Below are 12,928 nucleotides of genomic sequence, written 5' to 3' on the forward strand. Positions count from 1 at the left end.
AAGAAGTCTTTTTTTAGGTTCTATAATTTATAGGGTGGAATAACAAATTCAAGTATTACTTGAAATGTTATCCACCCTTAAATTGTTAATATAAAGAAAAAGACATTTATCTTTGTTATAATTTAAGCGACAAAACTAAATTAAGGAGATAAATGTCATGATTAATAATAACATAATTAATAAAAACAATAAAGAATTAAAAGAAATTATTGGAATTAATGACTCCAATATTAATATATATAAATTTCAAGATGAAAAAATTAAAGATAATATTTCTAAAGTGTTTTATGGAATTCTATTTTTTAATGATAATGTTTGCCCTAAATGTAATAAAGTTCATAATAAATTTTATGTACATAATAAAAAAGTATCTCTTATTAAATTACCTATGGTTTCTGGTTTTGATGCTTATTTAAAGCTTACTAAAACTCGTTACAAATGTATGGAATGTAATAAAACTTTTATTCCTGCTAATACTCTAACAAATCCTGGATGTTTTATTTCTAATAAAGTTAAATATCTAATTGCTCTTAAATTAACTAGTATGCTTACTTGTACTTATATTGCTCAAGATCACAATGTATCTACTCATACTGTTTTTAGAGTATTAGATACTTATGCAGAGGCTGCTAAATCTACTACTATTAAATCCTATTTACCAAAAGTACTTCATTTTGATGAGTTTAAATCTACTAAAGATGCTGATGGCAATATGTCCTTTGTTATTATGGATGGTGAAAAAAGAAAGCTACTAGATATCGTAGAAAACAGACAAAAAGCTTACTTAGAGAACTATTTTAGCTACTATACAAAAGAAGCTATTGATAATGTTGAATATATTGTAATTGATATGTATACACCTTATATTGAAATCATTAAAAATGTCTTTACTAATGCTAAAATAATATTAGATAGATTTCATATTTATCAGAATTTAACTAGAGCCTTTAATAAAACTAGAGTTGCAATTATGAATGCAGATGAAAAAAACAGAAATAAGTTCAAAAATTTTTGGAAACCTATATTACAGTTAAAAGAGAATCTTTCAGAAGTGATGTTTAAGCATGCAACCTTTAATTATAAGTTTATAAACAATAAAGCAATTATAAATTATTTAATCGAGAATAATGAGGACTTTAAAAATAATTATGAAATATATCAAGATTTACTATTTTCTTTAAAATACAATAATATGGAAATGTTTAAGAAAACAATTGATCAGCCTAATAAATTAGCTTCAGATAAAATTAAAACTTGTATATCTACCTTTATTAAGTATTACGAATATATTAAAGATAGTTTCGATGTTGAGTATAATAATGGAATAATAGAAGGTACAATATCTAAATTCAAGAAGTTAAAAACAATATCTTGCGGGTTTAGAAGATTTGAAAGATTAAAAACTAGAATAATGATACAAGAATTATTAATTGTATAGAAAAAGCATAAAAAAAAGGATATAACATTTCTGTTATATCCTGTTCTAACTCATGTATCAAATTGTAAAATTCCACCCTATTTGACAAAGAGCCTTTTTTTATAAGTCATATTTATGCAATAGCTTCTATATCATAAACATACCATACTTTTGTTTCTGGATTGCTTACAAGTCTTACTTTTGCTTTTTTTATTATTGATTTAGTACTAAGTTTTTCATTGGCCTCATATGTCCATTTTACTTGTACATCATATACTCCACCAACTTTTGTAGTTTTAGTTTCTGATGTTGCAACTTTAGTTTTATTTACTTTAGTTGTTTTAACTATTGTAACTTTATTAACAAGTGGTAAGTTCTCTGCTCCATAAGTATTTTTATATTGCTCTAGATCCATGTAATAACCGCTTATTGCATTTTTAGTAAATTGTTTTTTTACTTTTGAAAATACAAAACCTGTTCCACCTACACTATTAAAATTAGGTTTATCTCTTAATGAGAAGTAGTCAGATATAAAATATTTTGTAACACTATTGACAATATCTTTATTTTTTTTAGATTCTAATGCTGTTGTTAATTCACTTTGTATTAATTTTTCATATTCAGATTGTGTAATACTGACTGAGTATGGTCCAATTTCTAATGATGTTTTTTCAGCTTCTGTGCTTTTTGTTACTTTAGTTGCATCATAAACTGATTTAACTTCAGTAAATGTCAAAGCTAGAATTAATATTGTTAATACTCCAAATAGTATTTTGGTATTTTTGCTGATTCTCATTTATTAATTACCTTCTTTCAAAAGTTCTAGGATATATTTAGCAATTCTTTGGCTACTTAAACCATCTATTTTATCTAAATATTCGTTTATAAATTTAACGTTCTTTTCATTATTAATTTTATAATTTGTAATACTGTGTATTACTTCTTTTATAGTGTAGCTTTTTATAAATGAAAAATCATCTATATTCACACTTAGGCCACGTGTTTTTTTATATTCTTCTAAATCATCTAAATACATTATTATATGTTTATTTAAAATAGCTGCATCATAGATTAGTGCTGAGTAATCTGAGATTATTATATCACTTACACTAAGCATAGTATATAAATTAAACTCATCACACATCATAAAGTCATTTACTTTTTCTTTTATTAGGGGATGTAGTCTTACTATTAATTGATATTGGCTTGGTAATTGCTTTTGTAGTTGTTTAATATCCTTATTAACAAACTTCATATCATCAATACCATCACCTCTAAAGGTTGGTGCATATAGTACTATTTTTTTGTTAATTAATTTAGGGTATTTTTTATAAAATGTATACTGACTATCATTTATAAAATCTTGATCAAATAAGTAATCTGTTTTACTAACTCCAAGTGCTTTAACATTTTCTAATGGTGTCGCTAAAGCTTTTGCAAATATTGCTTTGAAGTATTCTGAACCTACTATTATTGAATCATAAGCTTTTATCTTATATCTTCTATTTTCTGTTTCTTCACCAAATTTTTTTATGGCACCTGTTGCATGCCACACTTGCATTATGTGAACATTCTTCTTTTTATTAATAGTACGATGAACAAAACTATTCCCATCTACTACAATTACTTTAGCGGTATTAAACAAATATGTTTGATGTATAAAACTAAATAAGTATAGAAACTTTCCTTTTAAACTACTATTAAATTTATGTAAATCACTTTTGACTATTACTTTATTGGCATTTAATATTTCTACTATTTTATTAAATTCTAAATTGTAGTCTTGATTAAAATATGATATTATTGCTACTTTATTTTTATTAACTGGCAACAAATAAGTTAGATAAAATGTTAACTTAATTAATATAGTTGCTATTATATTTTCTATTTTCTTCATCTTATCAATCCTTCAAGTTAATATTATACACTATAAAGCTTATTTAGTTAATATTCTTTATTTATATTTAATGTGTGTATGATTTAATTTGAATTATTATTTGCTGTTTACTAAACTTAATTCATTAATTGTTTTATTATCTTTTGTTTTTAAGACTAACCAACTATTAGTATTACCATAATATAAAAACAGTCCTACTTCATTAACACTTTTTAATATTACATCTTCGATGGTTTTATTTCCTTTTATTTTATTTTTGTTTTCATCTCTTAATTGACTTGTCATTCGTGCATCCATTCGTGCACTTCCATCTTTATTAAGAGGTATGTCTAAACTTAAAGTAGCTCCTGCTTTAATTACCATTTTACTTCTTGTTGGCCATGTTACTGTTGCTTTACTGTTATTATGATCTACATAAAAAACTTCATCTGCAATAGCTTTATTCCAACGATGAACTGCTTTTCCTTTGTATGGTATTGTTTTTTTAGTTACTACTAAACTTAATCCTAATGTATTCATTATTAGCTCTAACATTGCTTCAAAAGCTAATAATCGTGCATCTGAAATTACTCGTCTATGTATTCCACCTTGTTCTAGTAATTCGATTAATTTTAATGTTTCTATTTTACTTGGTGGTATTATTGTAACTATTTTACTTATGTCTTGAACATCATTCTCTTTAAAGTCTCGAGATAGTTGCATTTTATCTAGTCTGTTACCATCATAGAGTAGTATTAAAGCTAAATCATTTGTTTCTTTATCAAACTTTGCTTCATTATTTATTATTATTTTACCTGAGTTAGCTGGTAAAATAACGATACTTTCTTGTGGTGTTATATTTATATTTAAATTTATGTTCATTGATTTTCTCCTTTTAATACTTTTACTTAGAATAGCATATTTTTATATTAATGTTTAATAAGATGCTAAGCTTTTATACTTTTTGATATTTATTTATGTTATTATTCTATACTTAAATTATAATAATTACAATATTTTGTATAATTGCTTTTATAGATGTCAAAAAAAAGAATTAACTTTTGTTAATTCCTTTTTAGATAAAATTATATTTATTATTTTAGAATAGGCAGTTTCTTGGTGTTCTTGGGTATGGTATTACATCTCTAATGTTTGAAACTCCTGTAATATACATTAAGAATCTTTCAAATCCTAATCCAAATCCTGAGTGTTTTACTCCACCATATTTTCTTAAGTCTAAATACCATTCCATTCCTTCAACAGGAATGCTCATTTCTTCCATTCTTTTTAGTAGATTATCATATCTTTCTTCACGTTGAGATCCTCCTACTAATTCTCCAATACCTGGAACTAGTAAGTCACATGCAGCAACTGTTTTGTTGTCTTCATTTAATCTCATATAAAATGCTTTGATATCTTTTGGATAATCAGTTAAGAACACTGGTCCATTAACTATTTGTTCTGCAATATATCTTTCATGTTCTGATTGTAAGTCAATACCCCATTCTACTGGATATTCAAATTCTTTTCCTGATTTAAGTAATATATCTATTGCTTCTGTATATGTCATTCTTCTAAATTCAGAATCTACAATAGCTTGTAGTTTTTCTTTTATTCCTTTTTCAACAAATTGTTCACAGAAATCCATTTCTTGAGGACATGCTTTTAAGACATACTCAATGCAATATCTTACCATATCTTCAATTAAATCCATGTTATCTCCTAAATCTGCAAATGCTATTTCAGGTTCAATCATCCAAAATTCTGAAGCGTGACGACTTGTGTTTGAGTATTCTGCTCTAAATGTTGGTCCAAATGTATAAGTATCTCTAAATGCAAGAGCATATGCTTCTACATGCAATTGTCCAGATACTGAAAGTGATGTTTTCTTACCAAAGAAATCTTTTTCATAATCGCCATCAGTTCTAGTTGTTACTGTGAATGCTTCTCCTGCTCCTTCAGCATCATTTGATGTAATGATTGGTGCATGAACATAAACAAACCCTTGTGATTGATAAAATTCATGAATTGCCATTGATAAAGCAGATCTAATTCTCATTACGGCCATAAATGTATTTGTTCTTGGACGTAAATGTGGAATTTCTCTTAAAAATTCTAGTGAATGTCTTTTCTTTTGTAATGGGTAATCTTCACTACAACCTGCTTCTAGAACGATCTTTTCAGCGTGAACTTCAAATGGTTGTTTTGAATCTGGTGTTAAAACTAATTTTCCAGTTACACTGATTCCTGCCCCTGTACGATATTTTGATACTGTATCATAATCTTCTAATGTATCTGCATTATAAACGATTTGAGCACCTTTAAATTGTGTTCCATCATTCAATTCAATAAATCCAATTTTCCCATTATCTCTATTAGTTCTAATCCAACCTTGTAGTGTAATTATATCTAATTCTTCTAGTGTTTTTGATTCTAAGCTAGCTATTTCTTCATATAAATCACTAATTAATGCCTGCTCTGCTATGTAGTTATCAATCATATAATAACCTCCTGTTTATTTTATTTTATGTTAAATTTTTAGGTTTGTTTTCCAAAATAAAAAAGGCACCCAAAATTAATTTAGGAACGAATTAATTTATTCGCGGTACCATCCTAATTCACTTAGTATTTTCTAAGTGCGCTCTAAAGCTGTAACGTTGCTAACGTGTCTTTCTACTCTAGTTCAAAAAACAAACTCTGGAGCGTTACCTACAATTAATTCTTTTCTGACTTTCACCAGCTTCAGAATCGCTTTACAAGAATATACTAATTGTAGACTTTCCTTCTTAGTCTTGTCGATATTTTATCATATTGATTTGATATTTGCAACTCTTATACTATGAAAATGGTTCAGCTTCTAATAGTGATTCGATGAAAATATCATCAATTTTTTCATTTGTACTTTGTATTGTATCATGTAACTGATGACCTTTGATATCATCCATTTTTGATAGATGATATTCTAAATCATGGTTTTCATCTACTTCGATTGCATTAATATATTGATTAAATTCATTGGCTGCTTTTATTACTATATTTTCATACTCTTTTATATCTAGATATTCACATGCTACCATGATTTCAACATCATCATTAAACAGTTGTAAAAAGATAAAATTAGAAAATATAAAGTCTGCTTGTGTTAATATTGCTTCTAATCCTTCATCATCTTCTACTTCTATTTCAAATAAAGTTTCATTATTTATTTCTTTGATATTACTTTTTATATCTACTAGTCCATTATCAAAGTCTACTGCTATCATTATACGATAATATCCTTGTGTTATTAATTGTAAATCATAGATTTCTGAATTTTTAAACTCCTGTTTTATTTTTACACATGTCATCTCTTCAATTAATTGTTTTTTTATGTAATCCATAATTCTCCCCTATTTCTTAAATATTTAAAAGGCTAGTTTTAGCTAGCCTTATTATACACTACATCTTATAATTTGTTAATGTTTCCAATTGGACTACTATCGCTTGTTTGATTTGAACATGCATTTTGATCATTTGGAATTTTTGAACTATCTACATAATCATCATTTGGTGAGTCGAATAACTGATCATCACCTGTTAAATCTGATTCAGTATTGGTAAATGTTGGTTTTGAAACACTCTTTGCTTTTGATCTAGCAATTTCATCTACTGTTGATGAGACTTGACCTGCTGTTGGCTCTACATCATCAATATTTGGTAGTGGCACTGAGTCATTTGTAACATTTGAACATGCATTTTGATCATTTGGTATTTTTGAACTATCTACATAGTCCTCGTTTGGGCTTTGGTTAATCATTCCATCATTGTTATTTATCATATTTATCTCTCCGATCTTTTATTTTAATGCTTTTGTAATTCTATATATACTTTCTTTAATGGTTGTTTTAGATGTTGCTAAGTTTATTCTAAAATAGCCTTCTCCACCTAAACCAAATAAAGTTCCATCTTGTAATAATATTTTACCTTTTTCTATAAGCTTTTCTAAAACTACTTCATTGCTTCCATAAGCGCTTAAGTCTAGCCATCCTAAATAAGTTCCTTGAGCTATATTTATCTTTGCTTTTGGCAGTGCTTTTTCTATTTCTTCTTTAAACATTTTAAAATTTTCATCTAGATATACTAGCAGTTGATTTAGCCACTCATCACCTTGTTCATAAGCTGCAATAGTACCAACTATACTTAATGGTTGCATACCACCTAATCCTTTACTCATTTTATTCATGGTATTAAACCTATTTCGTAATTTTTCATCTTCAATTATAGCAAATGCTGTTGATAATCCTGGTATATTAAATGATTTTGATGGTGAAATTAAACTTATTATTTGATTTCTATCTTGATGTTTTACAACATTAAATATTGGATTATGTTTTTCATTTTCTCTTATTAAATCACAATGTATTTCATCTACTATTAAATAAGTATTAGTTACTCTTGCTATTCTTATTACTTCAGCTAAATCATCTTTTGACCAAACTCGACCTACTGGATTATGTGGTGAACACAACAGTATTACTTTATTTTCACCCTTACTAGCAAGTTTTCTTAAATCTACTAAGTCCATTTGATAACTTCCATCTTTTAATATAAGTTTATTGTTTGCTACAACTCGATTATTTCCTTTAATGAGATTAAAAAAAGGTGTATATACTGGTGATTGTATTATAACTCCTTCTTGTTCATCAGTTAGAAGTTGAATTAAATTTGAAATTGCTGGTAATATTGCTGGTGAAAAGCAAATACTATCTTTTAAGATATCCCAATCAAATCTTCGTTTATAATAGGTTAGTATTGCTTCATTTAAGCGATCTGTTGGCATACTATATCCTAGTAAATTCAGTTTTAAATAGTCTTTAATTGCATTTGATATTGGAGAAGCTATTTCAAAATCCATATCTGCAATCCACATTGGTAAGGTATCTTTTTCTGCTCTTTGATCTAATGTGTTCATAAAATCCCATTTTGTACTATAGGTGTTATGTCGATCTATTACTTTATCAAAGTCATATTTCATGTATCCATCTCCTTTACTTTATATGTTTAGTATAACAAAAAGTACTAATTTTAGAAAATACTATGCCTTTTTGTTATTATCTTTTTTCTTAATTGTTTATTTGAGCCCAATTCATGATTTCTTGAAGACCATTTGTTATACTTATTGGATGTGTCTTACAAGTTAATAATTTTACTTTATTCATTGGATCTTCTTTTAGAAAATCTTCTAAATCATTTTCATTATCCATTTTAATTATAACAAAACTCCCAAACTCTGTTAATTTTGGACCAAATAGTAGTATTTTATTTATTTTAATATACCTATTTAAATAGTCTAAATGTTTTGCAATTGCCTCTTTGATTGCTACTACTTGTTTTCTCTCATTTTCATTTGCTATTCCTGCTTGTAGTAATTCATTTATAGCATTTATCATTGCTTGACCATCTTTCATAAACTTATTTTGATCTGCATCTTTAATTGATTCACACATTAATCTTTCTAAAATTTCTACTACATCATCAGTATAGTCATATTCTACTATGTAATAATTCATTATAATCCCTCCATTATTTATATTTGTTCTTTTTTATTTTAACATTATACTTTAATCTGTTTCTTATAATTAGCACTATATTTTAAATAATAGTTTCTTTGATTTACTATAAGACAAAAAAGTGAGTTCTGTGTGAACTCACTTTTACTTATTCTTATTTTGTTTATTTATTTTCTTTATATTTATAAAAAGATCTGTTTTCTAATGGAAAGACTCTAGGACTAAATGTTCCTGGATCTATTGATTCATATACTTTATCTAAAGTGTCCATTCTAGCATCTATATTATCTATATAGTTTATAAGTTCTGCTTCTCTTGTCATTGGTAAGACTGGAGAACCATATTCTAATTTTCCATGATGTGATAGTATCATATGTTCTAAGATCATTGTTTGTTCTAAGTCTTCAACTTTAAATGCTTTAGCAATGCATAATAGTTCTGAATGTACTATTGATATATGTCCTAATAACTTACCTTTTATTGTATATTCTGTTGCTACAACTCCACTAAGCTCTTCTATTTTTCCTAAATCATGCATTATTATTCCAGCATATAAATAATCTTTGTTTATTTGAGGATAAAGTTTTTTTAATGCACTTGCAAGTTTAAGCATTGAAACTGTATGGTATGCTAAGCCACCATGATATGCATGGTGATTTTTAGAAGCTGCTGGATAATCAAATAGATTTTCATGGTATTTATTCAACATTGCTTTTACAAGTTTTTGTATTACTTCATCATTAATTTCTGAGATGAAGTGTTGTAGTAATTGATGCATTTCCTCTTTTGATAATACAGCTGTTTTAATGTAGTTACTCATATCGATTGTTGCAGAATCTACTATTTCAATTTTTTCTAATTTTAACTGTAAATTATCTCGATAATCAATAACATTAGCTTTTACTTTTATAAACATTCCTGTTTTTATTGTATCTAATAATTCTTTATTAATTTGCCATAATTTACTATCGATTTCATTTGTTTTATCTTGTAATTTAAGGCTTAAATAATCATTTCCTGATGTTGTTTTTCCTTTTACTAAATTTGATATTAAGTAGATATCTTCTATTTTATCTCCTTCAGCAAATTCATTAATGTATTTCATTTTCTATTAACTCCTCTATTTTTTGCAGTATACTATTTTTATCATAACCTTTTTGATATAATTTTGCATATATATTTGATTTAAGCTTATATCCTGTATACTTATTTGCATATTTCTTGTAAAGTTGTCTTGCATCTTTATCTAAATTTTCTAAATCTTCTTCTTCATCAATTTGATATAATGTTTGTTTTATTATTGACATATCAAAGCCTTGTGTTTTCATTTTATTGATAAATTTTTGATTGTATTCTCTTTTGTTCTTACTCTTATAAAAACCACTTACATATTTTTTTTCTAATATCTCTTTTTGTTGTTGTTCAGTTAGCTTGATATTTGTATTAATACCTTTTTCATATAATTTATTTTTTATATAAAGTGGTCCATAACCCTCTCTAACTTTTTGAGCTATATATGATTCTTGAAAGGCTTTATCATCAAGTAGTTTTATTTTCTTTAAATATTGGACTACTTGTATTATTATATCTTTATCATATTGTTTGTTTTCTAATTTATCTTGCAACATTTTACTAGTAATAAAACGTTTGCTTGTAATATCAACTGCATATTCTAAGACTTGATAGTATATTCCTTTTTCTTTTAGTATTTCATAATCTGTACTAGAAATTTCTTGATCTTTATATAATTTAAACTCAAAAATATCATCTTCATTAACAATTATTGTTTCATGATTTTCTATTTCTAACTTATAAAATCTTTTTGTTTTTGATAGCGATTTTATTTTGTATGTTATTATTTTTGATTTTTTTACTTCTAAGATTTCTGATTGCATTGTTATACACCACCATTATTTGTTTATAAAATAGTTCACTTGAATATTCTGTTGATTTATTTAATGCATTTTCTACTAGTTTTTCATATGTTTGTTTATCTATATTTGATAATTGAAGTATTTTTGAGGCTAATTCATTATAACTATCAATATAATAACCAGTTTTGTCTTCAATAACTAAACTTTCTAAGTTTTTATCATAACGACAAATAACTGGCAATCCTGAGGCCATAGCTTCAATAAATGTTAATCCTTGTGTTTCTGATGTTGATGTTGAAACAAAAACATTTGCACATTGATACATCATTGCTACTTTTTCATGAACTACTTTTCCTACTGTATATACTATTTCTTCAAGTTTATTATCTACTATCATTTTTTTTATGGTTTCTAAACTTGGTCCATCTCCAACTATCAGTAACTTTACATTATTTATATTTTGTTTTTTTATTTCAATAAATGCTTTCACTATTTCATCTGTATTCTTTTCTGGTGCTATTCTTCCTATATTGATTACTACAAAATCATCTTTTTTTATATTATATGCATTTCTTACTTCTTGTAATTGTTCTTCTGTATATAAGTCTTTTTTAAATTTTGATAGATCTATTCCAGTAGGGATTACATTTATTGTATTATTTACTCCATATCTTAACAAGGCATCTGCCGTTTTAAATGATGGTACTATTAATTCTGTTGTATTATCAGCATAAAACTTTGTTCCTGTATCTATTAACTTTTTTAAAGGTTTTTCAAAATGTCCGTTAGTATATTTGGTTACATAATGAGTATAATCTTCATACATTGTATGATAGGTATACACTAATGGTATATCTAATTGTCTTGCAGCTATACGTGCAAAAATACCCACACCATATTCTGTGTGAGCATGAATAATGTTTAAATCTAAATTATGTAAATATTGAATAACATTTCTTGAATAGAATCCTGAAAGGTTATAACCATATAATTTTTTTATTGATATTCCAGGTAATTTAATTAAGTTACCTTCTCTTGTGATTCTTGTATTGTTTGATGAAGTTACTATATAGACCTCGTGTTTATTTTTCTTGAGCTCTTCTTCTAGAATACGAACTGATGTAACTACACCATTGATATCAGGAGAATATGTATCTGTAAAGATTGCTACTCTCATTAATCTTCAACTCCCTTTTTCAATTCTTTTACATTAGCAAATATCACAAAGCCTACTATCATTACTAAGTAATATGTTAGAAAACGCCATAATAACATTACTGATGTTGTGGCAACTCCAAACACTGGCCCTAATAATAACATAAATGTTCCTTCAGTTCCTCCTGCTGCTCCAGGTAGTGGAATAAATGATGCAATCATAAAGACAAAAGCTGTTAATATGATTATATTCATTAGTTGTGAGGGATCTAAATGTAAGTTTAATGCTTTAGCTGCAAAAAATGGAATTGAATAAAAAGTAAATATTTTTAAGGTATCTATACCAACTCTGTGTATCATTATATCTTTATGTAATAGTAAAGTATTAAATTCATCTCTAAATAGTTGTAACCATATTTTGGCAGAATTCTTTTTTTCTTCTACATTTTTTAGAATTTTAATCTTTCCTAAAAAAGGAATGATTGTTCCAAATATAAAGCGATGAAATTTTTCTGAAAAAGCTGTTAAAAACAGTCCTACTATAACTACCAAGTTTATGAAAAAACCTAAGAATACTAAATTAAATATTGCATCAAATGTTACTGATAGTTTAGCATAGTTAAATAGTAATGCTAAAGCTCCAAAAATTACTAATACACTTTGCCAAGATATAAAACTTAACATTAACATACTAGCTGATCTGTTTGAAGGTACTTTTTGTTTAGTAAACAATAATACTTGTGCAAATTGTCCACCACTTGCAAACGGCGTAATTGCGCTAAAGAAAGCCCCTGTTTGTTGAGCATCAATAGCATTTCTAAACGTATAGTTTTTATCAAATCTTCGACAATAATAATATATAAAATAAGCATCAAGTAAGTTGTACATTATCATTATAACTAGGGCAATGATAAACCAAAATATATTTATATTTGAAAACATTTTAATAATATTCTCATAATCATTCTTAAATGAAAATACCATTACTACAAATGTAATAGCTACTATAATCGCAAAATTTCTTTTTGTTTTTTTATCCATCTAATCCCCCTGTTTC

The 12,928-nt window shown here is 26.4% G+C and carries 13 protein-coding genes and 1 other annotated feature; of the genes, 1 reads left to right on the forward strand and 12 read right to left on the reverse strand.

The window, feature by feature from the left end; translation table 4 throughout:
• Positions 1-157 precede the first annotated feature (157 nt).
• Positions 158-1,438 (forward strand): ISL3 family transposase, encoded by a 1,281-nt coding sequence (locus ACD762_RS06265; protein WP_423363133.1) that lies wholly within the window; start codon positions 158-160, stop codon positions 1,436-1,438.
• A gap of 112 nt (positions 1,439-1,550) precedes the next feature.
• On the opposite strand, the gene ACD762_RS06270 is transcribed toward ACD762_RS06265, so the two are convergent.
• The 12 genes from ACD762_RS06270 to ACD762_RS06325 all read right to left on the reverse strand — a co-directional run bounded on the left by ACD762_RS06270 (position 1,551) and on the right by ACD762_RS06325 (position 12,912).
• On the reverse strand, positions 1,551-2,213 hold the full coding sequence (locus ACD762_RS06270) for a hypothetical protein (protein ID WP_423363134.1): 663 nt from the start codon (positions 2,211-2,213) through the stop codon (positions 1,551-1,553).
• 3 nt (positions 2,214-2,216) lie between these two features.
• The gene (locus tag ACD762_RS06275; protein ID WP_423363135.1) at positions 2,217-3,314 is read right to left on the reverse strand and encodes a CDP-glycerol glycerophosphotransferase family protein; all 1,098 of its coding nucleotides are present in this window, start codon (positions 3,312-3,314) and stop codon (positions 2,217-2,219) included.
• Between the two features lie 96 nt (positions 3,315-3,410).
• Positions 3,411-4,175: a hypothetical protein gene (locus ACD762_RS06280; RefSeq protein ID WP_423363136.1), complete on the reverse strand. Its 765-nt coding sequence runs from the start codon at positions 4,173-4,175 to the stop codon at positions 3,411-3,413.
• Between the two features lie 217 nt (positions 4,176-4,392).
• Positions 4,393-5,793 carry an asparagine--tRNA ligase gene (asnS, locus tag ACD762_RS06285; RefSeq protein WP_423363137.1) on the reverse strand — a complete coding sequence of 467 codons (1,401 nt, stop codon included), beginning with the start codon at positions 5,791-5,793 and terminating at the stop codon, positions 4,393-4,395.
• Positions 5,794-5,872: 79 nt separating this feature from the next.
• Positions 5,873-6,090 (reverse strand) — a binding site (T-box leader).
• Between the two features lie 40 nt (positions 6,091-6,130).
• On the reverse strand, positions 6,131-6,673 hold the full coding sequence (locus ACD762_RS06290) for a hypothetical protein (protein WP_423363138.1): 543 nt from the start codon (positions 6,671-6,673) through the stop codon (positions 6,131-6,133).
• A 65-nt stretch (positions 6,674-6,738) separates the two neighbouring features.
• Positions 6,739-7,110 carry a hypothetical protein gene (locus tag ACD762_RS06295; protein WP_423363139.1) on the reverse strand — a complete coding sequence of 124 codons (372 nt, stop codon included), beginning with the start codon at positions 7,108-7,110 and terminating at the stop codon, positions 6,739-6,741.
• Positions 7,111-7,128: 18 nt separating this feature from the next.
• Positions 7,129-8,307, reverse strand: a complete 1,179-nt coding sequence (locus ACD762_RS06300; protein ID WP_423363140.1) for a MalY/PatB family protein — start codon at positions 8,305-8,307, stop codon at positions 7,129-7,131.
• A gap of 88 nt (positions 8,308-8,395) precedes the next feature.
• The gene (locus ACD762_RS06305; protein ID WP_423363141.1) at positions 8,396-8,842 is read right to left on the reverse strand and encodes a YciI family protein; all 447 of its coding nucleotides are present in this window, start codon (positions 8,840-8,842) and stop codon (positions 8,396-8,398) included.
• Between the two features lie 163 nt (positions 8,843-9,005).
• Entirely contained in the window at positions 9,006-9,947 is a 942-nt protein-coding gene (locus tag ACD762_RS06310) for a 3'-5' exoribonuclease YhaM family protein (protein ID WP_423363142.1), read from the reverse strand.
• Positions 9,934-10,737 carry a RecX family transcriptional regulator gene (locus tag ACD762_RS06315; RefSeq protein ID WP_423363143.1) on the reverse strand — a complete coding sequence of 268 codons (804 nt, stop codon included), beginning with the start codon at positions 10,735-10,737 and terminating at the stop codon, positions 9,934-9,936. Before ACD762_RS06315 ends, ACD762_RS06310 begins: the two co-directional genes overlap by 14 nt.
• Entirely contained in the window at positions 10,652-11,893 is a 1,242-nt protein-coding gene (locus ACD762_RS06320) for a glycosyltransferase (RefSeq protein ID WP_423363144.1), read from the reverse strand. Before ACD762_RS06320 ends, ACD762_RS06315 begins: the two co-directional genes overlap by 86 nt.
• Positions 11,893-12,912: a lysylphosphatidylglycerol synthase transmembrane domain-containing protein gene (locus ACD762_RS06325; RefSeq protein WP_423363146.1), complete on the reverse strand. Its 1,020-nt coding sequence runs from the start codon at positions 12,910-12,912 to the stop codon at positions 11,893-11,895. The genes ACD762_RS06320 and ACD762_RS06325 overlap by 1 nt, the downstream gene beginning before the upstream one ends.
• Positions 12,913-12,928: the final 16 nt, after the last annotated feature.

Origin of the sequence: Mycoplasma sp. P36-A1 (assembly GCF_049478495.1) — a bacterium.
Taxonomy (GTDB): Bacteria; Bacillota_I; Bacilli_A; order JAJDGJ01; family JAJDGJ01; genus P36-A1.